Source organism: Blastococcus goldschmidtiae (assembly GCF_031845325.1).
Classification (GTDB): Bacteria; Actinomycetota; Actinomycetes; order Mycobacteriales; family Geodermatophilaceae; genus Blastococcus; species Blastococcus goldschmidtiae.
Genome location: NZ_JAVREI010000004.1, coordinates 78,535 through 104,470, shown reverse-complemented (window position 1 = coordinate 104,470; position 25,936 = coordinate 78,535). Strand labels below are relative to the sequence as shown.

Below are 25,936 nucleotides of genomic sequence, written 5' to 3'. Positions count from 1 at the left end.
AGCCCACGACGGCGAGATCACCCCCTCGATCGGTCCGGTGCACGCGCATCCCTGCCCCCTCCAGCGTCTCCAGCAGTGAGCGGGCCGGATGCCCGTAGGTGTTGTCCGCCCCGACGGAGACGAGCGCGGCGCGGGCGCCCGTGCCCGTCAGGAAGCCCGGGTCGGCGTCCGCGCTGCCGTGGTGCGGCACCTTGAGCACGTCGGCCCGCAGGTCGGCTCCGCTGGTCCGCAGGTGGGCCTCCGCCTCCGCGCCGAGGTCTCCTGTGAGCAGTACGCGGACGCCGCGGACGGTGGCCCGCACGACCAGGGACAGGTCGTTGACCTCCGCGGCCGCCGTGGCGCGCTCGGGCGCCGGCGCGAGCACCTCCAGGACCACCGCGCCCGCCTCCCACCTGTCCCCCGGCACCAGCCGGATGCGCTCGGCCCCGGACCGCCGGATCACGGCGTCCACGGTGGGCAGCCGGTCGTCGACCGGGGACAGCGCTCCGGTGGCCACCACGCCGACCGAGCGGCCGTCGAGCGCACCGGTCAGACCGCCGACGTGGTCGGCGTCCAGGTGCGACAGCAGCACCAGCGGGAGGCGGTCGACCCCCAGGTCGTCCAGGCAGCGGTCGACCGCGGCGACATCCGGCCCGGCGTCCAGCAGCACGGCCTCCCCCCTGCCCGTCGGCAGCACCAGCGCATCGCCCTGCCCCACGTCGCAGGCGACGATCACGGTGTCCGGCGGAGGCCAGCCCCGGACCGCCTGGCGCACCGGCCACCCCACCAGGACCAGCCCGGTCAGCACCGCCAGGGCCAGCGGGCGGAGCCGGCGGAACCGCCACAGAACCCACCCGGCACCGGCCAGGAGGACCGCGAGGAGCACGGCCCCGACCGACCCGGCGGGCCAGCCCGGCGCGGCATCGGGCAGCCGGGCGGCGCACTCGGCCACGAGCACGAGCCAGCGCGTCGGCCAGCCGGCACACCAGACCAGCACCGCCCCGGCCGGCTGGGACACCGCGCCGAGGAGCGTCGCGAGGATGCCGAGGACCGTCGCCGGCGGTACCGCCGGAGCGGCCAGCAGGTTGGCCGGCAGCGACACGAGGCTCACCGTCCCGGAGAGCGCCGCGACCAGCGGTGCCGTGGCCAGGCCGGCCGCAGCACTGACCGCGAGGGCATCGGCGACCAGCGCAGGCCAGCCGCGCTCCCGCAGCCGCCGCGACCAGGCCGGTGCCAGCAGCACGATGGCCGCGGTGGCGAGGACCGAGAGCGCGAACCCGGGGTCCCGGGCCAGGCCGGGGTCGAGGAGGAGCAGGACGCACACCGCCGCCGCCAGGGCGGGCACCGCGACCCGCGCCCGGCCGGTAGCCAGCGCCAGCAGGGTCACCGCGCCCATGGCCGCCGCACGCAGGACGCTCGGCTCGGGACGGGCGAGGACGACGAAGCAGACCAGGGCGGCGCCCCCGACCACCGCCTGGACCCGGCGGTCGACGGCCCGTCGGCGCAGGGGCCACAGGACCGCGGTGATCACGATCGCGACGTTGGCCCCCGAGACCGCGGTCAGGTGCGAGAGCCCGGCCCTCCGGAACTCCTCGTCGAGCACCGGATCCAGCTGCCGCGTGTCCCCCACCACGAGGCCCGGCAGCAGCCCGGCCGGACGCGGCTCGAGCACCCGGTCGGACGAGCGGGCCAGGCCGTCCCGCAGTTCTCCGGCGATCCGCTGCCACGCGTCGGGGACGCCGAGGGCGGTCGGCGGACCGCGTGCCGAGAGCACCGCCACGACGTCGTCCCCGGCCCGGGGCGGCGCGACCACCGCCTGGACCCGGGCCGGCTGGCCGGGCAGGAGCTCCCGCCACCCCTCTTCCGGGGCGAAGAGCAGGACGGCCGCCTGGAGGTGCTGGACCCGCTCTCCGTCGCTGAGGACGGTGACCGTCGCGTCGGCGACGATCCTGGGCCGGCCGCCGCCGGTGAGGAGGTGCGGATCGCCGTCGAGGTGCAGGTCCACCGTGACGGTCCGGTGGTCGTCGGCCAGCGCGCGGAGCGGTGAGGCCTCCCGCGCCGCGCCCCGGACCGCGGACGTGCCGCTGGCGACCGCGACAGCGGCCAGGACGGCGAGCAGCACCGTCGCGGCGACCGTTCGGCGGCGCCGCGCGCACCCGGCCGCGACGAGCGCCCCTGCCGACGCGAGGCCGAGCAGCGACGGTGCGAGGAACGGCGCCGCGAGGCTGATCGCCCACACGGCTGCCGAGACCGGGACCAGCCGCAGGTCGATCCACTGCCAGCGGCCGTCCGAGAGCTCCGCCGGGTCGCGCGCTCTCACACGCGCACCAGCTCGGCCAGCTCCGCGGCAGTGGTGGGGCCGATACCGGGCACGTCGTCGAGCTGGTCGACGCTCCGGAACGGGCCCTGCGCGCTGCGGTAGGCGACGATGCGCTGTGCCAGCACGGGTCCGATCCCCGGCAGCCCGTCGAGGTCCTCGGCCGTCGCGGTGTTGAGGTCCACCGGCCCGCCGGCGCCGTCCGTGGACGGCACGGCGCTCCCGACGACCCCGGGCACACCGACGGCGATCTGCTGGCCGTCGGTGACGACGGCCGCCAGGTTGACGGCGGCGGGGTCGGTACCCGGCAGCAGCCCGCCGGCCGCCTCGACGGCGTCGGCGACCCGGGAGCCCGTCGGCACCGTGACCAGTCCCGGACGCGCCACCAGGCCCACGACCGCCACGACCACCGGGGTCGCGGTGCCGGCCGCCTCGCCCACCGCCGGGGACGCCGTCGGAGAGGCCGGCGGCGCTCCCGTCGACGCCGCGGTGTCGGCCGCCGTCGAGGCGCTGCCGGACGGGGCCGGTGGCGCCGGTTCGACCCGAGGCCGGTCCAGCCAGGTCCAGCCGACGAGCACGAGCGCGGCCAGTAGCCCGGCGGTCCAGAGCGACCGGGCACCGGGCCGGCCCGGGTCCCACCGCGCCGTCCGCCCGGGCGCGCGGTGCCGGCCCGTGCCCGGCGGCCGGTCGCCGGGCGCCTCGCCGGCCCGGTCATCGGGCTCGTGCTCGCCGCCCGGCTCGGCTGCGGTGACGGCGGGGTGGTCGTCCTCGGGCACCCAGCCGCCGCGGGACCCGTCGTCCAGCAGCGCCCTCAGCCGGGCACGGATGACGTCGGCATCGTCGGATCGGCGAGAGTTCTGGCGCACTCCGCGGACGCTAGGAAGCCTGCCTGCCCACCCGGCAGCGGCCGCGCTCATCTGTGGACGGGGGCGCCTCCTGTGGACGCTCCGGGCGTCTCACGACCCCGGTCCGTCAGGGTGCCGGCATGCCCGTGCGCATCGCTGGTCCCCCATCGCTCCGAGAGCGGTCATCCCTCCGCGGTCGGCTCCTGGCCGCTCTCCGGCGCCGGTGGCTCCGCAGCCTCGACGGCACCCGGCCGGTCCGGGGCCGTGTCGCCGCCGTCCGGCGCGGGTGCCACGACGACGCCGACCGCGCCGGGGCCCACGTGCGCCCCGATGGCGGCCCCGAGCTCGCTCACGTGCATCTCGCTCAGGGAGGGCACCCGCTCGCGCAGCTCGGCGGCCAGCCGCTCGGCCTTCTCCGGCGCGGCGAGATGGTGCACCGCGAGGGAGACGGGCTTCCCCCCGACCTCGTCGACGACCCGCTGCACCAGACGGCTGAGGGCCCGCGCGGAGGTCCGCACCTTCTCCAGCGGCACCACGCGCCCGTCGAGCACGTGCAGCACGGGCTTCACCGCCAGCGCCGATCCCAGCAGGGCGGCTGCCGGCCCGATGCGGCCGCCGCGGCGCAGGTGCTCCAGGGTGTCGACGACGAAGAACGTCCGGGTGGCCGCGGCCGTGCGGCGGGCCGCATCGGCGACCGCGGCGGCGTCCGCGCCCGCGGCGGCAGCCCGGGCGGCCGCCAGCACGGCGAAGCCGTTGCCCATCGCCGCCGATCGGGAGTCCACCACGGTGACGATGTGCTCGCCGACCTGCGAGGCGGCCAGCCGGGCGGCGTCCCAGGTGCCCGAGAGCTCGGCGGAGAGGTGGATGGACACCAGCCGATCCGCTCCCGCGTCCAGGAGCCGCCGGTAGGCCGCCACGAAGTCGCCCGGCGTGGGCCGAGAGGTGGAGACGCGCCCCCCACGGGTGTTGAGCACCCGGGCTACGTCGGCTGGGCCGATGGACTCGCCCTCGGTCCCGGAATGCCCGGCCAGCACCACGTACAGCGGGACCACGTCGATGCCGTAGCGCTGGAGGACCTCCGGCGGCAGATAGGCCGTCGAATCGGTGACGACGGCAACGGGCACGCGGCGAGGCTAGCTGGCCCCCGCAGGCGTTCCGGTCGCTGGCCGGTGTCCCCGGCCCCGCCTCCACGGGCAGGAGGGACACCGACCGGTGGTCAGACGGCGGCGTCGGCATCGCCGATGGAGCCGGCGCCGCCCTCCTCCGGGTTGGCACCCGAGCGCACCGGGAGCTCCTGGGAAGCCCCGGGAGCACGGTGGCCGGCGCCGTTGCCGTCCGGTCCGGGGCTCGTCGGCACCGCGGCGTTGTGCCGGATGAGCCGCCAGGCCCCGGACTGCTCCCGCAGCTCGCTCCAGGCACAGTTGGCCAGCGGACCGAACAGCCGGCGCTGTTCGGGGCCGAGCCCCAGCAGCCGTTCGATCAGGCGGCCGCTGGTGCCGCCGTGCGTGACCACCACCGCGACGGGTGCGGCGGGCAGATCGGCCACGGCGGCGAGCGCCCGGGCGGCGACCTCCTCGGGCTCCTCTCCCCCGCGCCCGCGGACCGGGCGTCCGGCGAGCCAGTCGGCGTACTGGTCGGGGTACCGGTCGGCCACCTCGTCGCGGGTGAGCCCCTCCCACGAACCCATGCCGTGCTCCCGGAGCCGGCCGTCCAGCCGGAGCGGGACGCCCAGGAGCCGCGTCAGCGCACCGGCGGTGTCCGCGGCGCGGTCGAGATCGCTGGAGACCACGATCGTGTCCCCGTCGAGGGCTCCGGACGCGATCAGGTGCGGAGCGGCGTCGACCGCCTGCCGGCGGCCCACCTCGTCGAGCGGCGGGTCCAGCCGGCCCTGGAAGCGGCCGGCAGCGTTCCATTCGGTCCGGCCGTGCCGCCAGAGGACCAGCCGCCGGACGGGCAGCGCGAGCGCCGCGGGGGAACCGCTCACCGGCCGGAGGCGTCCTGCGCGGCCGCCGCGTCGTCCGGGGCGGATGCCTCGGCCGCCTCCTGCGCCGGGAGGGCGCTGTCCACGAACGGGATGGTCGGGCAGTCCTTCCAGAGCCGCTCGAGGGCGTAGTAGGCGCGCTCCTCGGCGTGCTGGACGTGGACGACGACGTCGACGAAGTCGAGCAGCACCCAGCGGGCCTCCGACACGCCTTCGCGGCGCACCGGCTTGAGCCCGTGCTCGCGCAGGCGCTCCTCGACCGCGTCCACGATGGCCTGCACCTGGCGCTCGCTCGGCGCGGAGGCGAGCACGAACGCATCGGTGATCGCCAACCGCTCGCTGACGTCCACGATCGAGACGTCGGTGGCGAGCTTGTCGGCGGCCGCCTGAGCGGCGAGCTGCGCGGTGTCCCGCGCCTCGGCCGAGGCGGTCATCTGGGTACCTCCTGGAGGTCGGGTGTGGGGTTGGTGTCGGTCGCAGGGCCAGGGGGCTGCGGTGGACGGTCGTAGGTCGGCCGGTCGCCGGCCGGCGGGGGGCCGGCCGCGACCGGGTCCTCGCCGCCGGTGACCGCGGCCGGCGCCCGGCGCCGCAGGCCCTCGCGGTAGAGGCCCCGCTTCTCGATGTACTGGACGACGCCGTCGGGCACCAGGTACCAGACCGGCATCCCGCGGGCGACGCGGCCACGGCAGTCGCTGGAGCTGATCGCCAGCGCCGGGATCTCGACCAGGCTGACGCGTCCCGCGGGCAGGTCCGAGTCCGCGAGCGTGTAGCCCGGACGGGTCACCCCGATGAAGTGCGCCAGGTCGAAGCACCGGTCCCCGTCCCGCCACGTCATGATCTGCGCCAAGGCGTCGGCCCCGGTGATGAAGAAGAGCTCGGCGTCGGGCCGCTGGGCCCGCAGGTCGACGAGGGTGTCGATGGTGTACGTCGGACCACCCCGGTCGATGTCGACGCGGCTGACCGAGAACCGCGGATTGGACGCCGTCGCGATGACCGTCATGAGGTAGCGGTCCTCGGCCGGGCTGACCTGCCGGTCGCTCTTCTGCCAGGGCTGACCGGTGGGCACGAAGACGACCTCGTCCAGCCCGAAGAGACCGGCGACCTCGCTCGCGGCCACGAGGTGCCCGTGGTGGATGGGGTCGAACGTCCCACCCATCACGCCGATACGCCCACCTGTCACCGGCCGAGCGTATCCGTGCCCACCGGAGCCGGCCCTGGCCGGACCGGCTCCGGTGCTACGGGACCGCGGCGCCTGCCCCGCGGGACGGGCGCCACGGCCCGCGGCGACCGGCTCCCCCGTGCAGCCGGTCGCGACCCGGCCGCGGCGTCGCGGTCGGGCGGTATCGACACGTCGGCACCGCGTTGACCAACGGATCGTCGGGCATTCGGTTACGGCAATGCATCGAAACAGCGGTGTGCCGAGCGCTTACGAGACGCGTCGTCACGGCGGGGTGTCGACAGGTCGACGTATCGCACGGGTCCGATACGGGTCGGTCGTCAGTTCCCGGTAGCCGCGTTCGATCCCCCAGCGGGTCTTCCCCGGCCGGACCAGCCGGGCACCGGCGACGAGCAGACCCGTGGCCGCCGGCGCGAGAAGCGCCAGCGGCCACGGGAATTGCGCGTGGTCCTCGTCCACGCGCCGGAGGTCAGCCAGCCTCGGCGCGGCGGCGGACGACCATTGCGTCCGCGACGACGGCACCGGCCAGAGCCGTGCCGCCGAGGAGGGACAGGCCCATCAACTCGACACCGGCGGTGCTGCCGCCGCCGGCGTCGACGCCGCCCACCGGCATCCGGGTCACCTTCCAGATGCCACCGGCGCCCGGCTGGTAGGCGTACGGCGGCTTGAGCGCCATGTCGATGTTCACGATGCCGTAGTCGACGATGTACATCGCGCCGTCCGGGCCGAACTGCACGTCGAACGGGCGGGCGAGGGGGTCACCCTTCACGAACGGCGTGATCTCACCGGTCTCGGTGTCGACCGCCACCACCTGACGTCCGACCTTTCCCTTCCGCAGCGGGTTGGTCTGCGGCGCCAGGTCCCCCCACTCGGCGACCATCATCTGCCCGCCGAACTTCCCCCAGTCCTCCGGCGCGATGTCGATCACCGACGGGGAGGAGTTGAAGGTGTGCTGTCTCAGGACCCACGCGGGGTCCGGCGGGGTCAGGCCGCTGGCCTCCACGTCGATCACCGAACCGAGGATCTTGCCCAGGGGCTCGTCGGTGCCGAGGAACACCGGCACCTGGAACTCGTCCGGTGGCTCGAACTTCGGCTCCGTCAGCGGTTGACGGCTGGCGGAGAACTCGGGGGCCCCGTACCAGCGGCCGAGTTCGATGCGCAGCGACGCATCGAACTCATCCTGCACCGGGCGGGACCCGCGGATGTCGTAGCCGTTCTCGGCGGCGAACATCTCGCCGTCCTCGTTCCACGTGAGGCCGAGCAGATTGCGGAAGCCCCAGGCGTGGGTCTCGATCGTCTCTTCCGCACACCGACTTCGGCCGTGACCAGGCCCTGCGCCGATGACCAGCCGCCGCCACGTGCCACGGGAAGGTGCCGTGCGACCGGCTCGGCGCATCCACGCGCCGGGTCGGCGGCAGGGGCCGTGCCGACCGGACTCGAGACCATGCTCAGGCATCAGCTCAGGTCCGCGAAGACGATCGTGTTGTCCAGGTAGCTGCGCGCGGTCCGGTCGAAGGGGCCTCCGCAGGTGATGAGACGCAGCGTCGGCCCAGGGGTGGTGCCGTAGACGGCCTCGGTCGGGAACTCGTCCTTCGGCACCTCCTGCATGCCGGTCACCCGGTAGGACACCGACTCACCGCCTTCGACGGTGAGCGCGATCTCGTCACCCACCTCGAGGTCCCGCAGCCGGTGGAACACGGCCGGACCCTCGTAGGAGTCGACGTGGCCGACCACGACCGTCGGTCCCGGCTCGCCGGCCTCGGCTCCACCTTCCCACCAGCCGGCGGCCGAGAAGTCCTCGGGCACCTCCAGCTGGCCGTCGGCATCGAGCCCGAGCGGTACGACTCGTGCGTCGACGTCGATCGCGTCGACGCGCACACCGACAGGCTGACCCGAGGGCACGCCGCGAGGTGGGGCATCGGCGATCGGCCCGGTGCGCTCGAGGAGCGAGGTGCCCGCGCGCGCGTCGCTCGCGGAAGGCCTTCCGCCTTCCTCGGCGAGCGGTGCGGTGACCGGCGGAGGAGACGTGCCGACCGATGCGTCGGGAGTGTGGGCGGGCAGCAGGAGGAGGACCCCGGCGACGGCGAGGACCACGGCCGTCGCGAACAAGAACGCCGACGACCACCGTCTCCGGAATCGCTCCCCCTGCTGCTTCACCATCGCCCGGTCAGCGCGTCCCGGCGCGACGGCGCGCGATCCCCATGCCCGCCAGCAGGGCCGCCCCGCCCAGCGCGGCGACCCCGGCCACCGTGGTCGCGGCGTCGTCGTCGGCGGCACCCCCGGCGCCAGCGGGAACGCCGCCGGCGGGGACGGGCATGACGGTCACGTTGATGACCTGGCCGACCTCCGGGTACACCTGGGGCTGCCCCTCGACGTCCTCCACGGGCAGGACGACGGACTCCTCGACAGGACCGAAGTCCGGGTGCGGCTGCACAGGCTTGGTGGCGGGGCCAAAGAACGGCTGGTTCTCCTCGGTGCCCGCGTCGAAGGTTCCGATCGCGTCGGTCACGTCCGCGCTGATCGGTTCGCCGCCCGCGTCGAACAGCTCGATGCCGTCCGCGGGACCGTAGAACGCGTCGTTGGACGGGACGAACATCGTCGCCAGCGTCAGCTTTCCCCCCGGTGACGCCGTGACGGTGAAAGAGGCGCTCATGCCCGGCTCCAGGGCCTTCTTCGGTCCCTGCTCATCGGCGAAGGTGCCGCTGTCACTCACCATCGGTGCGCCCTCGAACTGCTGGGCCAACTGCATCGGGAAGCCGTCCTCGGCGATGTTCTCCAGCCCCTCCCCGCCCAGCGGGAGCGTCGCCTCGGCACCGACCGTGAACGCCGGGTTGTCCTCGCCGGAGTAGACGGCGAACGCACCGGGCGAGAGCAGGATCGGCTTCGCTCCCTGCGGCGTGTCCACCTTCGTCCCGGTCTCCTTCGAGACGTTGGTGACCTCCACCCGGAACATCGTCTCGTCCTCGGCGGCCAGCGCCGACGACGGCGCGAGCACAGCAGCACTGACGAGCGCCGCCGCCCCCACTCCGGCAAGTTTCTTAGACATTCGATCTCCCTCGGTCGATGGGATGAGCGCCGGCTGTCCCCCTACGGGTCCACCGCCGGTCGCCTGCGCCACTGCGACGCTCCTGCTCACGACAGCAGTCCCCGTGCACGACCGCATGGCGAGTGCGGGTTTCGTCACATGTTCGAAATCGTGATCCCCCCGGTGCGGGCACACTCGGCAGCGGGATCGGCATATCCGTTCGACGTCCCGGACGGCTCGTGGCCGCTGGCGCGAGGACGCACCAGCGGCCACGGTGACTCGCGCAGTCCTCCGGGGATCGGCTTCGTCAGCGCGCCGCGGTGCGACGACGCGCGATCCCCACGCCCGCCAACACGGCCGCCCCGCCCAGCGCGGCCACCCCGGCCACCGTGGTCGCGGCGTCGTCGTCGGCGGCACCCCCGGCGCCGGCCGCGACACCGCCGCGAGGCACGGGAGCGACCATGCCGTCGGTGCCGGCCGGGACGATGCGCTCGATCCGACCACTTCCCTCGTGTGGAGTGCCCATCACGTAGAGCTCGCCGTGCGCGTCCTCGGCGAAGGCCGTCAGCGAGTACCCGAGCTCGTTGTTCTCGGAACCGGCAATCCTGAGCTGGCGCGCCGGATCCTCGGCGGAGTGGACGAGCAGCTTGCCGCCGTGGTGGTCACCGAAGACGTACTGACCCTGCAGGGCCGGCTGGTCCGGGCCCCGGTAGACGTAGCCGCCGATGACCGCCACGCCCCAGTCGTGGTCGTACTGGGCGACCGGGTCCACGAGCTCCGGCGGGACCGGCTGGACGGGCTCCTCGACGACCGTGCCGCTGCCCTGCTCGAAGTCGCGGGGGGCGAACCAGAAAGAGCCCTCCCGCACGTTCCAGCCGTAGTTGCCGCCGCGCTGGATGACGTCGACCTCCTCGACGTCGTTCTGCCCGACGTCACCGACCCAGTAGTCGCCGGTCGCCCGGTCGATCGACCCCTGGAAGGGGTTGCGCAGGCCGTAGGCCCAGATCTCGCCCAGGGCTCCGTCGACGCCGACGAACGGGTTGTCCGCGGGGACGCCGTACTCCCCGTGCGGAGCGCCGCGCCCGTCGACGTCGACGCGGAGGATCTTGCCCAGCGGGACGCTCAGGTCCTGGGCGTTGCCGCCGTCCAGGTGCCCGACGATCGGCCCGACGGTGTAGGTGCCGTCGTCGTCGGGGTCGGTCCACCAGAGCTGCTCGTTCTGGTCGTCGGCGCCACCGCCGTCACCGAGCTGGACGTAGAGCATCCCGTCCGGTCCGAAGACGAGCTCCCCGCCGTTGTGGTTCCACTGCGGCTCGGCGACGCTGAACAGCACACGGGAGCTGTCCACATCGAGGCTCGGCGTGCCGTCCGCGGACCTCTGCACCGTCCACTCTCGCAGCACACCCAGGTGGTCGGCGCGCTCGCCGCTCGGCAGCGTCGAAGGGAAGGTCGGTTCGCCGCTGTCCGGCGGCTCGGACGTGTGCGTGTAGAGGAGTCCGTTGCGCTCGAAGTCCGGGTGGAAGGCCAACCCCAGGAAGCCGCGCTCGTCGGGGAGGTGGTCCACGCCTTCTGCCTTCAGCCCGACCGGCACCAGCAGGCCGGACAGGTCCGCGACCATCTGCTTGCTGCCGTCCCGCAGCTCCACCCGCCACAGCGGCCCGAACTGGTCGGAGACGTACAGGGCGTCCGGATCACCGGGCGCGACGGCGCTGTTCGTCGGCTTCTTGAACCCCTCGGCCAGCAACTCGACGCCCACCTGCCGATCGCTCAACGGTGGTGGTGGAAGCGGATCCTCGATCGGTTGCAGGCCATCGGCTGCAGCCGGCGCTGGTGGGGTGTGTGTGTCAGCGGCTGCTGCGCCCGCACCGCTCAGCGCGCCCAGCAGCGCAATCGCCAATGCGAGGCTGGACCCTTTTCCGGGCTTTCCGATCATGGAGGACATGCCTGACTCCCATCTCGTGGAGCCCAGCTCGCCGATCGGCTGCGGACTCGCGGCAGAGCCCGGGACTGCCCGGCGGCACGCGAGGAAAACCGACCTCCGCACATCGTCACGGCGCCGTAAGACTGTCTCAGCGTTTCTGTGTGCGCGCGTCGAGCACTGCATTCCTGATGACGCCGACGACCGTGAACACCGGCATCGGGTCAGCCCCACACACACCGACACCGAACCGGAAAGTCGCGGCTGTAGTAGTAGCAGCGGCTGTAGTAGTAGCTACAGCGTCGTGATGAAGTCGGCCAGCTGGGCGGCGTTGCGGCACTCCACCATGTCGATGACCTCGCCGTACCGATCGGCGGCGGAGTCGCCGCTGCCCCACTGGCGCTGCGGCTCCGGGTTCAACCAGTGCGCCGAGCGGGACCGGCGCACCATGCTGGCCAGCAGCGGGACCGCCGCCGGCCGGTAGTTCGTCCGGCCGTCCCCCAGCACCAGCAGCGACGTCTTCGGTCCGATCGCCGAGGCGTACTTGTCGGCGAACACCTCGAACGCGGTGCCGTAGTCGCTGTGCCCGTCGAAGGCCACGACCTGCGCCTCCCGGCCGATCCGCTGGACGGCATCCGCGACGTCGGCACCCGGCCGGAAGAACCGGGTCACCTCGTCGGTGGAGTCGACGAAGGCGAACGCCCGGACACCGGTGAAGTGCTCGCGCAGCGCCTGGGTGAGCATCAGGGTGAAGTGGCTGAAGCCGGCCACCGAGCCGCTCACGTCGCAGAGCACGACGAGCTCGGGCTTGTGGACCTTGCGCGGGCGGTGATGGGTGACGACCGGGACGCCGCCCGTGCCGAGGGAGGCCCGGACGGTCTTGCGGAAGTCCAGCCGGCCCTGGCGGCCGATCTTGCGCCGGGCGGAGAGACGCACGGCCAGCCGCCGTGCGAGCGGCGCCACCGTGCGGCGCAGCTCCGCGAGGTCGGTCGACTGTGCGCGCAGGAAGTCGATCTGGTCGGCCAGCGGCCTGACGGCGTTCTTCGCGACCCGCTCCCGGCCCTTCTCGTCGGCCGTGCGCCGCCGGACCTCGGTCTCGACGGCGTTCTTGAACGCGTCCACCCGCTCGCGCACCGTCTGGCGGGCCACCTGCTCGTTGAGCCCGCCGCGGTCGCCCTCGGCGAGCAGGCCGGCCAGCAGCTTGGCCACCAGCGTGTCCGGGGAGAGGGCCCGCATGACCCGGTAGCTGAAGTACGACTGCCCGGTCGGGCTGGGCTGCCCGCTGCCGAGCCGGTCCACCGCGCGGCGGGCGAACCGGCGGATCTCGTCCTCGTCACCGTCGAGGAGCAGCTGGAAGAGCTGGTCTCGCATGAGCTTGGCCAGCTCGGCGTCGTCGGGACCGGGACCGGCCTGCCTCGGCTCGCCGTCCTGCGCATCCTCGTCCGGCTCGCCGGACGCCTCGTCGGCCGCCGGGCGGTCCGACAGGGGCCACCAGAGGTCGAACAGCACGTCGTAGGCCGGTCGCTGAGCACCCCGCTGCAGCAGCACGGCCGCCAGGCCGTGCCGGAGCTGCTCGCGGTCGAGCAGGTCGACGACGGTGAGGATCTCGGCGGCGTCGACCGCCTGGCTGATGCCCACCGGGATACCGGCCTCGCGCACGGCGCGCACGAACCCGTCCAGGTGCCCGGCCAGCCCGCCGAGTTCCTGCGAGCGGCTCACCGGCGCGCTCATCAGTTCAGCCGGAGCTCGGCGGCGGCACGCTGCTGGTCGCTGGCGTGCTTGAGCACCACGCCCAGGGTGGAGGACATGGCTCCCTCGTCGAGGGTGTCCAGGCCGAGCTCCAGCAGCGTCTGCGCCCAGTCGAGCGTCTCGGAGATCGACGGCGACTTCTTCAGCTCCATCGCCCGGAGCGCGCGCACCGTCTTCACCAGCTGGTCGGCCAGGCCCGGGGCGAGGTCGGGTACCCGCGACAGGACGATCTCCCGCTCCCGATCGGCGGAGGGGTAGTCCAGCGCGAGGTACAGACAGCGCCGCTTGAGGGCCTCGGAGAGCTCGCGGGTGGCGTTGGAGGTCAGGATGACCATCGGCCGGCGGGTAGCGGTGATCGTGCCGAGCTCGGGGATGGTCACCTGGAAGTCCGAGAGCACCTCCAGCAGCAGCCCCTCGACCTCGACGTCGGCCTTGTCGGTCTCGTCGATGAGCAGCACGGTGGGATCGGTGCGCCGGATGGCGGTCAGCAGCGGGCGGGAGAGCAGGAACTCGTCACCGAAGATGTCGTCGTGGACGCTGTCCCAGTCGGCGCCGTCGCCGGCCTGGGAGGCCTGGATGCGCAGCAGCTGCTTCTTGTAGTTCCACTCGTACAGCGCCCGGGCCTCGTCGAGGCCCTCGTAGCACTGCAGCCGGATGAGCTCCGAGCTCGTCGCCGTGGCCAGCGCCTTGGCCAGCTCGGTCTTACCGGTACCCGCGGGGCCCTCGACCAGCAGCGGCTTGCCGAGGCGGTCGGCGAGGAACACCGTCGTCGCGATCTGGGCGTCGGGCAGGTAGCCCGCCTCGCTCAGCCGCTTGGAGACGTCGGTGACCGAGGAGAAGTGCGGGGACTGCGACGGCGGACGGGGCAAAACGGACTCCAGGGGTGGTGGGGTGGGCCGGAAGAGGCGAGGGCGGGCCGGACGGACCGCTCAGCGGACGTGGCCTCGACCGGTGACGACATAGGTGGTCGAGGTCAGCTCGGGGAGTCCGAGCGGGCCACGGGCGTGCAACTTCTGCGTCGAGATACCGATCTCGGCGCCGAACCCGAACTCGCCACCGTCGGTGAACCGGGTGGAGGCGTTGACCATCACGGCGGCGGCGTCGACCCCGGCGGTGAAGGCCGCGATCGCGGTGGCGGAGTCCGCGACGATCGCCTCGGTGTGGCCGGTGGTCCAGCGCGCGATGTGGTCCAGCGCCTGGGGCAGGTCGTCGACCACCCGCACGGCCATGTCCATGGACAGGTACTCCGCACCCCAGTCCTCGTCCGTCGCCGGGAGTACCGCGGACGAGCCGGCGCCGGCCGCCGCGAGCACGGCCGGGTCACCGTGCACGGTCACGCCGGCCTCGGTCAGCGCCGACAGCAGCCGGGGCAGGAAGGGGACGTCGCGGTGGACCAGCAGCGTCTCGGCGGAGTTGCAGACGCTCACCCGGTGGGTCTTCGAGTTGAGGACGACGGCCTCGGCGATCGCCGGGTCGGCCGAGGCGTCGACGTACACGTGGCAGTTGCCCTCGCCGGTCTCGATAACCGGCACCCGCGACTCGCGCACCACGCGCTGGATCAGCGAGGCGCCACCGCGCGGGATGACCACGTCGACCAGTCCGCGGGCACCGAGCAGCTCGCCCACCGACGCGCGGTCGGCAGGCAGCAGCTCGACGAAGCCGGCCGGGAGACCGGCCTTCTCCCCCGCCTCGGTCAGCACGGCGATCAGCGCGGTGTTGGTGGCGAACGCCGACGCGGACCCCCGCAGCAGCGCCGCATTGCCGCTCTTGAGGCACAGCCCCGCGGCGTCGACCGTCACGTTGGGACGGGCCTCGTAGACGATGCCGACCACACCGAGGGGCACGCGGACCTGGCGCAGGTCCAACCCGTTGGGCAGCCGCGACCCACGGACGACGTCGCCCACCGGGTCGGGCAGGGCGACCAGCTCGCGCAGGGCGCCGGCCACGCCCGCGATCCGGTCCGCGTCGAGCCGCAGGCGGTCGATGATCGCCTCGGGCGTCCCGTCCGCGCGGGCGGCGTCCACGTCGGTCGCGTTGGCGGCGAGGATCTGGTCGGTCCGTTCCACCAGCGCCTCGGCCATCGCCGTGAGCGCGGCGTCCTTCGCGTCCGTGGACAGGGTCCGGAGGACCCGGGCAGCCGACCGCGCCCGCTGGGCGGCGGCGCCGATCAGCGGCAGCGGTGAGATCTCCGACACGCACCCAGCCTACCCGGCGGTCAGACATTTCCAGAATGCGGTTCGGTAGTAGATAATGGTTCTCATGAACATCTCGCTCGCTCGCCGCTCCGCCTCCGCGGCGGCCGCTGCGTCCCTGCTCCTCCTCGCCGGCTGCGGCGGCGATGACGACTCCGGGAACGCCGGCGCCGAGGGCCTCACCGTCCTGGCCGGCTTCTACCCGCTCGAGTGGGCCGCCGAGCGGATCGGCGGCGAGCGAATCTCGGTCTCGTCGCTCACTGCTCCCGGCGCCGAGCCCCACGACCTCGAGCTGACACCGCGCGACGTCGCCGGTGTCTCCGACGCCGACCTGCTCGTGTACCTCAGCGGCTTCCAGGCCGCGGTGGACGAGGTCGCCGAATCCCAGGCCGGCGACCATTCGTGGGACGTCGCCGACGTCGCGAACCTCTCGCTCGCCTCGGACGGCCACGACCACGAGCACAGCGAGGGCGAGGAGCACAGCGAAGGCGAAGAGCACGCCGAAGGCGAGGAGTCCGCGGACCCGCACTTCTGGCTCGATCCCACCCGCCTGGCCGACGTCGGCGACGCGCTGGCCGAGCAGCTGACCGAACTGGACCCCGACGGTGCGGAGACCTACGAGCAGAACGCCGCCGCCCTCCGGGAGGAGCTGGAGTCGCTCGACCAGCAGATGTCCGAGGGGTTGTCCGGCTGCACCGTGGACACCCTGGTCACGAGCCACGACGCCTTCGGCTACCTCGCGGAGCGCTACGGTCTCGAGGTGGTCGGCATCACCGGGCTGAGCCCGAACAGCGAGCCCTCGGCCAGCCAGCAGGCCGAGATCTCCGACCTGGTCACCGAGCGCGGGGTGACGACGGTCTACACCGAGACGCTCGTCGACCCCTCCATCGCCGAGACCGTCGCCTCGGAGTCCGGCGTCCGGACCGCCGTGCTCGACCCCATCGAGGGGCTGACCGACGAGTCCGCCGGCGACGACTACCTCGCCGTCATGCGCGCCAACCTGGCCACGCTGCAGGAGGGTCAGTCCTGCTCATGACGGATCGGCCGCCCACCGGGCCGGGCGTCATCGACCTCCGGGGAGCCACCATCGGCTACGGCGACGTGCCGATCGTGCGCGACGTCGACCTGACCGTCCGCGCCGGGGAGGCGGTCGCCGTCCTCGGGTCGAACGGCTCGGGCAAGACCACCCTGGCGCGGGGGCTGCTCGGCCTGGCCACGGTGCTGGGCGGAGAGGTCCGGGTGCTGGGCGCGCCCGTCGGCCGGCTGCGCGAGCGGGGCCGGGTGGGGTACGTGCCGCAGCGGCACTCGATCAGCGGCGCGGTCCCGGCGACCGTGCGTGAGGTCGCCGGGGTGGGCCGGCTCGCCCGTCTCGGTCTGTTCCGCAGGCTCGGCACGACCGACCGCGCCGCTGTCGTCGACGCGGTGACGGCGGTGGGCCTCGCCGACCGGCTGGACGACCCGGTCGCCTCGCTGTCCGGCGGTCAGCAGCGCAGGGTGCTCGTCGCCCGCGCGCTGGCCGCCGAGCCGGAGCTGCTGATCATGGACGAGCCCACCGCCGGGGTGGACGCCGCCAGCCAGGAGGCGCTGGCCGGCGTCCTCGCCGGCATCTCCGCCCGCGGCACGACCCTGGTGGTGGTCACGCACGAGAGCGCACCGCTGGCCGGCGTCCTCTCCCGGGCGGTCGTGATCGACCACGGCCGCGTGGCCTACGACGGGCCGCTGGCCGAGGCCGCCGCGCACGACGAGCACCTGCACCACCACCCGCCGGAGCGCGAGCCCACCGGCTACCGCATGGACCAGCCCACGGTGACCGCCGGTCCGCGGACCGACGCCGACAGGGAGCGCTGACGTGGGACTCCTCGACTACGACTTCATGCAGCGGGCGCTGCTCGCGTCCCTGATGGTCGGCCTCGTCGCACCGGCGGTCGGCGTGTTCCTCGTGCAGCGCCGGCTCTCGCTGCTGGGTGACGGGCTCGGCCACGTCGCGCTCACCGGCGTCGCCATCGGGGTGCTGACGGCGACCAGCCCGGTGTGGACGGCGCTCGTCGCGGCCGTGCTGGGTGCGGTCCTGATCGAACTGGTCCGCGCCCGGGGTCGCACCAGCGGCGACGTCGCCCTCGCGGTCCTCTTCTACGGCGGCATCGCCGGTGGCGTGGTGCTGCTGAGCCTCGCCCCCCGGGGGCAGGCCACGAACCTGGACGCCTACCTCTTCGGCGCCATCACGACCACCAGCCCGCAGGACGTCTCCGTCTTCGCGATCATCGCGGTCGTCGTGCTCGTCAGCGTGGGCCTGCTGGGCCAGCGGCTGTACGCGGTCAGCGACGACGAGGAGTACGCCCGGGCCGTCGGGCTCCCCGTGCTCGGCCTCAACATCGTGCTGGCGGCGCTCGTGGCCTCCACCGTCGTCCTCTCGATGCGCGTCGTGGGGCTGCTGCTCATCAGCGCGCTGATGATCGTCCCCAGCGCCGTCGCGCAGCTGCTCGCCCGCAGCTTCCGCGAGACCGTGCTCATCGCCTGCGCGGTCGGAGTGCTGGTCAGCGTCTCGGGTACGGCCACGTCCTTCTACACCGGCACGCCCTCGGGCGGGACGATCGTGCTCCTGGCCATCGCCCTGTTCCTGCTCGTCACCACGGCCGTGACTCTGCGGGACGCGACGGCCCGCCGGCGTCATCGGCGTAGGGTCGACGTCCACGACGCGCACCCCCACGAGCACGGCGACGACTGCGGTCATCCGCCGGTGCCGCACGGCGACCACGTCGACTACGACCACGACGGGCACCTCCACGCGCCGCACCAGACCGGCCGGGGCGTGCACTACGACGAGCACGGGGAGCACCCGGTGGGCGCTCCCCCCAGCGGAAGGCCGGGATGACGATGAGTGAGCCGGCGCCCGCCGAGTTGTCCGGCCGCCGCACGACCCGGCAGCGCAGTGCTCTGGTCGCGCTGCTGGACGAGCTGGACGGCTTCCGCAGCGCGCAGGAGTTGCACTCCCTGCTCCGCGAGCGTGGTGACTCCGTGGGTCTCGCGACGGTCTACCGGGCCCTCCAGGCCCTCGTCGAGGACGGACACCTCGACGTGCTCCGCAGCTCCGACGGGGAAGCCGCCTACCGCCGGTGCTCGCCGGCGCACCACCACCACCTCGTCTGCCGCTCGTGCGGCAAGACGGTCGAGGTCGCCGACCCCCCGGTGGAGCGGTGGGCTGCCCGGATCGCCACCGAGCACGGCTTCGCCGACGTGCAGCACCAGGTCGAGGTCTTCGGCACCTGCGCCGACTGCAGCGCCCGCTCCTGAACTCCCTTCGGGGGCGCTCGGACGTTGCTCCGCTCCGGATGCCGCGCGGCTCGCTCCGCGCGGGTGTCAGCGGTCGCGGAGGGCGCGGAGTGCGGCCTTCCGGACGTCGCCGGTCAGCCGGTCCAGGAAGACCTTGCCGTCGAGGTGGTCGACCTCGTGCTGCAGGCAGCGGGCCATGAGGCCCTCGCCCTCGAGGCGCAAGGGCTTGCCGTCGACGTCGAACCCCTCGGCCACGCACCGTAGTGCGCGCACCGTCGGTGCCCAGATGCCGGGGACCGACAGGCACCCCTCGTCGCCGTCCTGGGTCTCCTCGGAGCGCTCGACGATCACGGGGTTGACCATGTGCCCGATGACGCCGTCGATGTTGTAGGAGAAGACCCGCGCGCTGACGCCGATCTGCGGGGCGGCCACCCCGGCGCGGCCCGGGTTGTCGACGGTCTCCTCGAGGTCACGGACCAGCGCGGCCAGCCAGCCGTCGAACGCCGCCACCTCGTCCGAGGGGGTGCGCAGGACCGGATCGCCGAGCTCGCGGATGGGGCGGATCGTCACCCGCCCAGTCTCTCAGCCCGACTCGCCCGCCTGTCCCACCCTCCCCGCCGGCGCTCAGGAGCGACGGCGGACCAGCACCATCTCGTCCCGGTGCACGACCTCACGGCGGTACTCCGGCGGGAGGTCGCCGGTCTTGTGTCCCAGCAGCCGGGGCAGCTCCGCGGCGTCGTAGGCGACCAGCCCGCGAGCGACGACGGTGCCGTCGAGCCCGACGAGCTCGACCGGGTCGTCGGCGACGAACTCGCCCGAGACGGCGGTGATGCCGGCGGCGAGCAGCGAGGCGTGCCGCTCGCGGACGGCCTCGACCGCGCCGTCGTCCAGGGTCAGCCGGCCGCGCGGGCGGCTGGCGTAGCGCAGCCAGAACTGGCGGGCGCTGGGCCGGCGGCCCATCGGCTGGAACAGCGTGCCCACGCGCTCACCGGCGAGGGCGGCGGCGGCCTGCGCGGTCGAGGTGACGACGACGGGGACCCCGGCGTGCGCGGCGATGAAGGCCGCCTCCACCTTGGTCGCCATGCCGCCGGTGCCGACGCCGTTGCGGCCGGCCGACCCGAGGGTGACCGCGGCGAGGTCGCCGGGCTCGCGGACGGTGTCGACCAGGGATGCCGGCCCGGTGCGGGGGTCTCCGTCGTAGACGCCGTCGACGTCGGAGAGCAGCACGAGGGCGTCGGCCTGGGCGACGTGGGCCACCAGTGCGGCCAGCCGGTCGTTGTCGCCGAACCGGATCTCCTCGGTGGCCACTGTGTCGTTCTCGTTGACGATGGGCAGCGCCCCGAGGGTGAGCAGCCGCTCGACGGTGCGGTGCGCGTTGCGGTAGTGGCCGCGCCGCGTGAGGTCGTCAGCGGTCAGGAGCACCTGGCCGACCGTGATCCCGTGCCGGGCGAAGGCGTCCGCGTACGTCTGCACCAGCCGCAGCTGCCCGACGCTGGCGGCCGCCTGGGCGGTCGCGAGGTCGCGCGGCCGTCCCTCGAGCCCGAGGGGTGCCAGCCCGGCCGCGATCGCGCCGGAGGAGACCAGGACGACCTCCCGGCCCGCGGTCCGGACGCTGCCCAGCACGTCGACCAGTGCGGCCAGCCGCTCGGTGTCCAGCCCGCCGGGCAGCGTGGTCAGCGAGGAGGAACCGACCTTCACCACGACCCGTCGCGCGCCCGCGATCCCGGGCCGGGCGGCGTCGGCGGCCAGCGGCCCCTGAGCGGTCACGGCAGGTCCTCCTCGGTCCACCCCGGCTCGCTGAGTTCGTAGGGGACACGGCGGGCGCGCTTGGCCGCCAGCCGCTCCTCGGCCCGCACCCGGTGGGGCGCGTCGATCCGGCTGTCGGTGCCCCGGCCGCCCAGGCCCGCGGCCTCCTCGGCGCTCAGCGTGCCGGCAGGTAGCGAGGGCACCCAGTCGAAGGTGACGCCGCCGATGGTGACCGCGTCGCCGGTGACGGCACCGGCCTTGGCCAGCGCCTCCTCGACGCCGAGCCGGTTGAGCCGGTCGGCGAGGAAGCCGACCGCCTCGTCGTTGCTGAAGTCGGTCTGGCGGACCCAGCGCTCGGGACGCACGCCGTGCACGATGAAACCGCCGGTGTCGAACTCGGTGTCGCGCTCGACGGTGAAGCCGGAATCGTCGACGGCCTTGGGGGTGACCGTGACCCGCGCGGGCTCCATGGCCGGCAGGCTCGCGCGGTGCTCCTCGACGGCCGCGGCCAGGGCGAAGCCGAACTCCCGGAGGCCCTCGCCGGTCGCGGCACTCACCGGGTGGACAGCCAGGCCGCGCTCCTCGAGGCCGGCGCGGACCAGGTCGACCAGTTCGCGGGCGTCGGGGACGTCGATCTTGTTGAGGACGGCGATCCGCAGCCGGCCGACGAGGTCGAGCTCGTCACCGCCGTACTCCGCCAGCTCGTGCTCGAGGGCCTCGATGTCGGACTCAGGGTCGCGGCCGGGCTCCATCGTGGCCATGTCGACGACGTGCACGAGTACCGCGCACCGCTCGACGTGCCGCAGGAACTGCACGCCCAGGCCCTTGCCGGTGGAGGCCCCGGGGATCAGGCCCGGGACGTCGGCCATCGTGTAGACGGTGTCGCCGGAGCGGATCACGCCGAGGTTGGGCACCAGCGTGGTGAAGGGGTAGTCGGCGATCTTCGGGCGCGCCGAGGACATCGCCGCGATCAGCGACGACTTGCCCGCCGAGGGGAAGCCGACCAGGCCGACGTCGGCGATGCTCTTGAGCTCGATGACCGCGTCGAACGCCTCGCCGGGCTCGCCGAGGAGCGCGAAGCCGGGGGCCTTGCGGCGGGCGTTGGCCAGCGCGGCGTTGCCGAGGCCACCCCGCCCGCCCTTGGCCAGCACCACCCGGGTTCCGGCGCCGACGAGATCGGCGATCACCCGGCCGTCGGGCGTGCTGACGACAGTGCCGGCCGGCACGCGGAGGACCCGGTCCTCGCCCTTGCCGCCGTGCCGGTTGCTGCCCTCGCCCGGGCGGCCGTTGTCGGCCTTCTGGTGCGGCCGGTGGTGGAAGTCCAGCAGCGTGTGCACGCTGGGATCGACCTCGAGGACGACGTCGCCGCCGTCACCGCCGTTGCCGCCGTCGGGACCGCCGAGCGGCTTGAACTTCTCCCGATGGATCGAGGAGACGCCGTGGCCACCGTTGCCGGCTGCCACGTGCACGACCACTCGATCGACGAAAGCGGCCATACCCGCCGCCTCCTACCTGCTGAGCGCCACGAGCGCACGGGCAGGTCGCCCGTGCGCTCGTGGCGACACGAATGTGCTGCGGCCCGCGTGAGCCGCCCCCCTGCCGGAGCAGGGAGTGGTGCTGCTCAGGCCTCGACGGCCGAGATGGAGATGGTCTTCCGACCCCGGCGCATGCCGAAGGTGACCGAACCGGGAGCCAGCGCGAACAGCGTGTCGTCGCTGCCGCGGCCGACGCCCAGCCCCGGGTGGAAGTGGGTGCCGCGCTGGCGCACGATGATCTCGCCGGCCTTGACGACCTGGCCACCGAAGCGCTTCACGCCGAGGCGCTGCGCGTTGGAGTCGCGGCCGTTGCGGGACGACGATGCGCCCTTCTTGTGTGCCATGTCGAGGTCAGCCCTTCGAGATGTCGCGGACCACGACGCTGGTCAGGGGCTGACGGTGCCCCTGCCGCTTGTGGTAGCCGGTCTTGTTCTTGAACTTGTGGATGCGGATCTTCGGGCCCTTGCCGTGCTCGATGATCTCACCGGTCACGGTCACCTTGGCCAGGGCCGCGGCGTCGCTGGTGACGGCGTCGCCGTCGACCAGCAGGATCGCCGGCAGGGCGACGCTGTCGCCGGCAGCACCCGCCAGGCGGTTGATCGTGAACGTGTCGCCCACGGCCACCTTGTGCTGGCTGCCACCGGCCTTCACCACTGCGTACACCACTGACTCCTCGTTAGCTCGCTTGTGCCCAGCTGTCGGTCCGGCGCGCACGACCGAGCGGGCGCCGGGTGCTGGACGGGCTGCGGACGCCTGACCCGGCGGCACCCGAAGGCGCCCGCACGGTGGCGATGCAACCCGACCAGCGTACCTGAGCCCGCCCCGTCGGTCGAACGTGGTCCCAGCCCCCCGCGGCCCCGTCCAGGGACCCGTCGCGAGCGTGCGAGCGGCGGGGAGGACGGGGTCCTTCCTCAGACGACCGGCGGTCCGGCCGGCCGGCTCGCCGCCCGGCGACGACGCGGACGCCCCGCCGCAGCAGCCGGCTCGGCCGGTGCGGCCTGGGACGCGGCCGCCTCGAGGGCAGCCACCTCCGGTGCGGCGATCTCGGGTGCCGCCTCGGGCAGGTCGGTGCTCTCCCGCACCTCCGCACCGTCCTGCTGCTCCTGCACCGGCTCGGCCACCGCGAGGGGCGGCACGACGACCACGTCGGAAGCCGCGCGCTGCGGCCTGGTGGGGCCGGCCTCGGCCTCCGCGTTCACCGGCTCCACCGTCGCGGGCGTGGGGACGTCGTCGGGCTGCGTGTCGTCGACGGGAGCGGGCTCGGACGCTGCGACGTCGGCGCTGTCCGAGGCGTCGTCCCCCGCCGAGTCCTCCGTCGTGTCCCTGGCGTCGTCACCGGCCCCGGCCAGGACGGCGGCGTCCGCGGCGGCACGCTCCTCGCCCGACTGACCCCGGTTGCGGCGACCCCGGTTGCGGCGACCGCCGCTGCGGGTGCCCTCCGCCGTCTCGCCGTCGCCGTCGACGGCCGGCTCGGCGGGCGACGTGCTCTCCCCCGCGCCCTGCTCGGCAGCGGCGTCGTCGCGGCTGCCGCCGCCGTTGTCGGCCTTGCCGGAGCGGTCGCGGCGACCGCCCCCGGCGGAGCTGTCCCCCTTGCCGGAGTTGCCACCGCCGGGGTTGCCACCGCCGGAGTTGCCACCGCCGGAGTTGCCACCGCCGGCGTTGCCGCCGCCGTTCCCGCTGCGGCGCCGCTCGTCCACGGGATCGGTGCTGACGATGATCCCGCGACCCCGGCAGTGCTCGCAGTTCTCGGAGAACACCTCGAGCAGGCCCTGGCCGACGCGCTTGCGGGTCATCTGGACCAGGCCGAGCGAGGTCACCTCGGCGACCTGGTGCTTGGTGCGGTCGCGGCCCAGGCACTCGGTGAGCCGCCGCAGCACGAGGTCGCGGTTGCTCTCCAGGACCATGTCGATGAAGTCGATGACGATGATGCCGCCGATGTCACGCAGCCGGAGCTGGCGGACGATCTCCTCCGCGGCCTCCATGTTGTTGCGCGTGACGGTCTGCTCGAGGTTGCCGCCCGACCCGACGAACTTGCCGGTGTTCACGTCGACGACGGTCATGGCCTCGGTGCGGTCGATCACCAGCGAGCCGCCCGAGGGCAGCCACACCTTGCGGTCCAGGGCCTTGGCCAGCTGCTCGTCGATCCGCAGGTCGTGGAACACGTCGCCCTGCCCCGTGTAGCGGGACAGCCGCGAGCTGAGCTCCGGCGACACGTGTTTGACGTAGGCCTCGACGGTGTCCCACGCGTCGTCGCCCTGGACGACCAGGTCCTTGAAGTCCTCGTTGAAGACGTCGCGGATCACGCGGATGGCCAGGTCCGGCTCGCCGTAGAGCAGCGTCGGCGCGCTCGAGGTCGACCCGGCCTTCTGGGAGATGACCTCCCACTGGGCCTTGAGCCGGTTGACGTCGCGGGTCAGCTCCTCCTCGGAGGCGCCCTCCGCGGCGGTGCGGATGATCACGCCGGCGTCCTCGGGGACGATCCGCTTGAGGATGTCCTTGAGCCGCTGGCGCTCGGTGTCGGGCAGCTTGCGGCTGATCCCGGTCATCGAGCCGCCGGGCACGTAGACCAGGAAGCGGCCGGGCAGGTTGATCTGCTGGGTCAGGCGGGCGCCCTTGTGGCCGATCGGGTCCTTGGTGACCTGCACCAGCACCTTGTCGCCGGACTTCATCGCCGTCTCGATCGAGCGCTGCTTGCCCGAGAGCCCCGCGGCGTCCCAGTTGACCTCACCGGCGTAGAGGACGGCGTTGCGCCCCTTGCCGATGTCGATGAAGGCGGCCTCCATGCTGGGCAGCACGTTCTGCACGCGGCCGAGGTAGACGTTGCCGGCGAACGAGGTCGCCTGCGCCTGGGTCACGTAGTGCTCGACCAGGACGTCGTCCTCGAGGACGGCGATCTGCGTGCGCTCGCCGCGCTGGCGGATGACCATCTTCCGGTCGACCGCCTCGCGCCGGGCGAGGAACTCGCTCTCGGTCAGGATCGGCGCGCGCCGGCGACCGGTGTCGCGGCCGTCGCGACGGCGCTGGCGCTTGGCCTCCAGGCGCGTGGAGCCCGCGACCCCGCGGACGTCGTCGTCGCTGGTGGTGCGGCCGTTGCGGCCGGCGCGCTCCGGGCGGTCGTCGTCGTCGGTGTCGTCGGAGGCCTCGTCGCCCCCGCCCCCGCTGCGCCGGCGCCGGCGACGGCGGCGACGGGTACTGGAGCCGCCCGAGGCCTCGTCGGAGTCGCCGTCGCTCTCGTCGTCGGTGTCCTCGGAGTCGTCCGAGTCGGACTCGCCGTCCGCGACGGGCTGCTGCTCGCCGTTCTCCTCGTCCCCGTCACCGGAGTCGTCACCGGTGCGTCCGCGGCCGCGGCCCCGGCGACCCCGGCGCCGACGGCGGCTGCTGCTGCCGTCGGAGGAGTCGCCGTCGTCCTCGGTGCCGCTGGTCTCGTCGTCGCTGTCGTCGTCCTCGGTGCTCTCGACGTCCTCGACCGGCTGCGGGGCCGCGGAGCGGCGGCGCGAACGCTGGCGGCCGCGCGTCGGCTCGGCCTCCTCCTCGGAGGACCCGGCACCCTCGGGCGCCTCGGCCCCCTCCGACTCGACCTCGGGGGACTCCACCGGACGGCGGCTGCGGCGACGCGGGGCAGGCGGCGGGTCGGCGGGCGGCGCCATGAAGCTGACGAAGGCGGGAACCGGAGCGGCGGGCGCCGCCGGGGTCACCGGCTCCACCGCGTCGGGGTCGGGCGCGGCCACGGGCCGGGTGGCCCGGCGCCGGGGGCGCGCGACCACGGCGGTCGGCTCGGGCGAGCTGAACTGTGCGCCGAAGGGAGAGCCGACCGGTTCGGGGTCCGCCTCCGGCTCGGGCGCGGCGGGGGTCTCCCCCACCGGTGCGTCGGCCGCCTCGTCCTCCGGGTCCTCCGGGACCGAGGAGTCCTCGGACACCGCGGGAATCTCGGCCACCGTGTCGTCCGGCCGGGGGCCGGTCGGGTTCTCCTCGGCGGGGCTGTGCGTGCTGTTGTCGGTATCGGCCACGAGAAAGGCTCGTCTCCTCGAGTGCTCCCGGGCGCCGATCGGCTGATCGGCGGCCGCACAGGTGCACGGATTGGGCGGGGCGAGCCGTCGCACGGGGTACGGCGGCTGACTCGTCCTGCGAAGTCTGTGGGCGACTCCCGCGCGACGGTTGCCGCGGCGGGGAGCCGGACTGCGTGGTGCGGTGGTGCGGGGTCC

24 protein-coding genes and 1 pseudogene are annotated in these 25,936 nt (G+C 73.9%); 5 read left to right on the top strand and 20 right to left on the bottom strand.

Going from position 1 to position 25,936, the window contains the following annotated elements; genetic code table 11:
- Positions 1-178 precede the first annotated feature (178 nt).
- Positions 179-1,582: pseudogene (locus RM425_RS08705) on the bottom strand (ComEC/Rec2 family competence protein); the annotation flags it as partial.
- On the opposite strand from RM425_RS08705, the gene RM425_RS08700 reads away from it, so the two are divergent.
- Positions 1,544-2,026: a hypothetical protein gene (locus RM425_RS08700; RefSeq protein ID WP_311344801.1), complete on the top strand. Its 483-nt coding sequence runs from the start codon at positions 1,544-1,546 to the stop codon at positions 2,024-2,026. The pseudogene RM425_RS08705 and the gene RM425_RS08700 overlap by 39 nt on opposite strands.
- A gap of 269 nt (positions 2,027-2,295) precedes the next feature.
- Here the strand turns inward: RM425_RS08700 and RM425_RS08695 are convergent, their stop codons facing one another.
- The 13 genes from RM425_RS08695 to RM425_RS08635 all read right to left on the bottom strand — a co-directional run bounded on the left by RM425_RS08695 (position 2,296) and on the right by RM425_RS08635 (position 15,186).
- Positions 2,296-3,162 carry a ComEA family DNA-binding protein gene (locus tag RM425_RS08695; protein WP_311344800.1) on the bottom strand — a complete coding sequence of 289 codons (867 nt, stop codon included), beginning with the start codon at positions 3,160-3,162 and terminating at the stop codon, positions 2,296-2,298.
- A gap of 161 nt (positions 3,163-3,323) precedes the next feature.
- Complete coding sequence (locus tag RM425_RS08690; protein ID WP_311344799.1) at positions 3,324-4,265, bottom strand: DegV family protein; 942 nt, start codon at positions 4,263-4,265, stop codon at positions 3,324-3,326.
- 92 nt (positions 4,266-4,357) lie between these two features.
- A complete protein-coding gene (locus RM425_RS08685; RefSeq protein WP_311344798.1) occupies positions 4,358-5,125 on the bottom strand; it encodes a histidine phosphatase family protein in 768 nt (255 codons plus the stop codon).
- Positions 5,122-5,556: a ribosome silencing factor gene (gene rsfS, locus RM425_RS08680; RefSeq protein WP_311344797.1), complete on the bottom strand. Its 435-nt coding sequence runs from the start codon at positions 5,554-5,556 to the stop codon at positions 5,122-5,124. Before rsfS ends, RM425_RS08685 begins: the two co-directional genes overlap by 4 nt.
- Positions 5,553-6,302, bottom strand: a complete 750-nt coding sequence (gene nadD / locus RM425_RS08675; protein ID WP_311344796.1) for a nicotinate-nucleotide adenylyltransferase — start codon at positions 6,300-6,302, stop codon at positions 5,553-5,555. Before nadD ends, rsfS begins: the two co-directional genes overlap by 4 nt.
- Positions 6,303-6,563: 261 nt before the next feature.
- A complete protein-coding gene (locus tag RM425_RS08670) occupies positions 6,564-6,758 on the bottom strand; it encodes a hypothetical protein (protein ID WP_311344795.1) in 195 nt (64 codons plus the stop codon).
- 10 nt (positions 6,759-6,768) lie between these two features.
- Positions 6,769-7,530 carry a hypothetical protein gene (locus RM425_RS08665; RefSeq protein ID WP_311344794.1) on the bottom strand — a complete coding sequence of 254 codons (762 nt, stop codon included), beginning with the start codon at positions 7,528-7,530 and terminating at the stop codon, positions 6,769-6,771.
- 224 nt (positions 7,531-7,754) lie between these two features.
- Positions 7,755-8,459 carry a class F sortase gene (locus RM425_RS08660; RefSeq protein WP_311344793.1) on the bottom strand — a complete coding sequence of 235 codons (705 nt, stop codon included), beginning with the start codon at positions 8,457-8,459 and terminating at the stop codon, positions 7,755-7,757.
- A gap of 7 nt (positions 8,460-8,466) precedes the next feature.
- Entirely contained in the window at positions 8,467-9,345 is an 879-nt protein-coding gene (locus RM425_RS08655) for a spondin domain-containing protein (protein WP_311344792.1), read from the bottom strand.
- 286 nt (positions 9,346-9,631) lie between these two features.
- Complete coding sequence (locus tag RM425_RS08650; RefSeq protein ID WP_311344791.1) at positions 9,632-11,095, bottom strand: PQQ-dependent sugar dehydrogenase; 1,464 nt, start codon at positions 11,093-11,095, stop codon at positions 9,632-9,634.
- A 441-nt stretch (positions 11,096-11,536) separates the two neighbouring features.
- Entirely contained in the window at positions 11,537-12,961 is a 1,425-nt protein-coding gene (locus RM425_RS08645) for a vWA domain-containing protein (RefSeq protein ID WP_311344790.1), read from the bottom strand.
- A gap of 11 nt (positions 12,962-12,972) precedes the next feature.
- A complete protein-coding gene (locus tag RM425_RS08640) occupies positions 12,973-13,860 on the bottom strand; it encodes an AAA family ATPase (protein ID WP_311344789.1) in 888 nt (295 codons plus the stop codon).
- A 60-nt stretch (positions 13,861-13,920) separates the two neighbouring features.
- Complete coding sequence (locus RM425_RS08635) at positions 13,921-15,186, bottom strand: glutamate-5-semialdehyde dehydrogenase (protein ID WP_311344788.1); 1,266 nt, start codon at positions 15,184-15,186, stop codon at positions 13,921-13,923.
- 64 nt (positions 15,187-15,250) lie between these two features.
- Here RM425_RS08635 and RM425_RS08630 point away from each other — a divergent pair, with 64 nt between their 5' ends.
- From RM425_RS08630 to RM425_RS08615, 4 genes are read left to right on the top strand one after another with little or no spacing between them, the layout of a single operon-like run.
- On the top strand, positions 15,251-16,219 hold the full coding sequence (locus tag RM425_RS08630; protein WP_311344787.1) for a metal ABC transporter substrate-binding protein: 969 nt from the start codon (positions 15,251-15,253) through the stop codon (positions 16,217-16,219).
- Positions 16,216-17,031, top strand: a complete 816-nt coding sequence (locus tag RM425_RS08625; protein ID WP_311344786.1) for a metal ABC transporter ATP-binding protein — start codon at positions 16,216-16,218, stop codon at positions 17,029-17,031. Before RM425_RS08630 ends, RM425_RS08625 begins: the two co-directional genes overlap by 4 nt.
- 1 nt (position 17,032) lies before the next feature.
- Positions 17,033-18,055: a metal ABC transporter permease gene (locus RM425_RS08620; RefSeq protein WP_311344785.1), complete on the top strand. Its 1,023-nt coding sequence runs from the start codon at positions 17,033-17,035 to the stop codon at positions 18,053-18,055.
- A 2-nt stretch (positions 18,056-18,057) separates the two neighbouring features.
- Complete coding sequence (locus RM425_RS08615) at positions 18,058-18,474, top strand: Fur family transcriptional regulator (protein WP_311344784.1); 417 nt, start codon at positions 18,058-18,060, stop codon at positions 18,472-18,474.
- A gap of 66 nt (positions 18,475-18,540) precedes the next feature.
- Here the strand turns inward: RM425_RS08615 and def are convergent, their stop codons facing one another.
- The 6 genes from def to RM425_RS08585 form a co-directional block, all read right to left on the bottom strand.
- Positions 18,541-19,023, bottom strand: a complete 483-nt coding sequence (def, locus tag RM425_RS08610) for a peptide deformylase (protein WP_311344783.1) — start codon at positions 19,021-19,023, stop codon at positions 18,541-18,543.
- A 54-nt stretch (positions 19,024-19,077) separates the two neighbouring features.
- Positions 19,078-20,220, bottom strand: a complete 1,143-nt coding sequence (gene proB / locus RM425_RS08605; protein WP_311344782.1) for a glutamate 5-kinase — start codon at positions 20,218-20,220, stop codon at positions 19,078-19,080.
- Entirely contained in the window at positions 20,217-21,695 is a 1,479-nt protein-coding gene (obgE, locus tag RM425_RS08600) for a GTPase ObgE (protein WP_311344781.1), read from the bottom strand. The genes proB and obgE overlap by 4 nt, the downstream gene beginning before the upstream one ends.
- 125 nt (positions 21,696-21,820) lie before the next feature.
- Positions 21,821-22,078: a 50S ribosomal protein L27 gene (rpmA, locus tag RM425_RS08595; protein ID WP_311344780.1), complete on the bottom strand. Its 258-nt coding sequence runs from the start codon at positions 22,076-22,078 to the stop codon at positions 21,821-21,823.
- Between the two features lie 7 nt (positions 22,079-22,085).
- Positions 22,086-22,397: a 50S ribosomal protein L21 gene (rplU, locus tag RM425_RS08590; RefSeq protein WP_311344779.1), complete on the bottom strand. Its 312-nt coding sequence runs from the start codon at positions 22,395-22,397 to the stop codon at positions 22,086-22,088.
- A gap of 248 nt (positions 22,398-22,645) precedes the next feature.
- Complete coding sequence (locus tag RM425_RS08585; RefSeq protein WP_311344778.1) at positions 22,646-25,741, bottom strand: Rne/Rng family ribonuclease; 3,096 nt, start codon at positions 25,739-25,741, stop codon at positions 22,646-22,648.
- Positions 25,742-25,936: the final 195 nt, after the last annotated feature.

Excerpts from the sequence above, each read along its gene's own strand:
- rsfS (WP_311344797.1), bottom strand. The coding sequence starts at position 5,556 with ATGACCGCCTCGGCCGAGGCGCGGGACACCGCGCAGCTCGCCGCTCAG.
- RM425_RS08665 (WP_311344794.1), bottom strand. The coding sequence starts at position 7,530 with ATGTTCGCCGCCGAGAACGGCTACGACATCCGCGGGTCCCGCCCGGTG.
- RM425_RS08660 (WP_311344793.1), bottom strand. The coding sequence starts at position 8,459 with ATGGTGAAGCAGCAGGGGGAGCGATTCCGGAGACGGTGGTCGTCGGCG.
- RM425_RS08655 (WP_311344792.1), bottom strand. The coding sequence starts at position 9,345 with ATGTCTAAGAAACTTGCCGGAGTGGGGGCGGCGGCGCTCGTCAGTGCT.
- RM425_RS08630 (WP_311344787.1), top strand. The coding sequence starts at position 15,251 with ATGAACATCTCGCTCGCTCGCCGCTCCGCCTCCGCGGCGGCCGCTGCG.
- RM425_RS08625 (WP_311344786.1), top strand. The coding sequence starts at position 16,216 with ATGACGGATCGGCCGCCCACCGGGCCGGGCGTCATCGACCTCCGGGGA.
- RM425_RS08615 (WP_311344784.1), top strand. The coding sequence starts at position 18,058 with ATGAGTGAGCCGGCGCCCGCCGAGTTGTCCGGCCGCCGCACGACCCGG.
- obgE (WP_311344781.1), bottom strand. The coding sequence starts at position 21,695 with ATGGCCGCTTTCGTCGATCGAGTGGTCGTGCACGTGGCAGCCGGCAAC.
- rpmA (WP_311344780.1), bottom strand. The coding sequence starts at position 22,078 with ATGGCACACAAGAAGGGCGCATCGTCGTCCCGCAACGGCCGCGACTCC.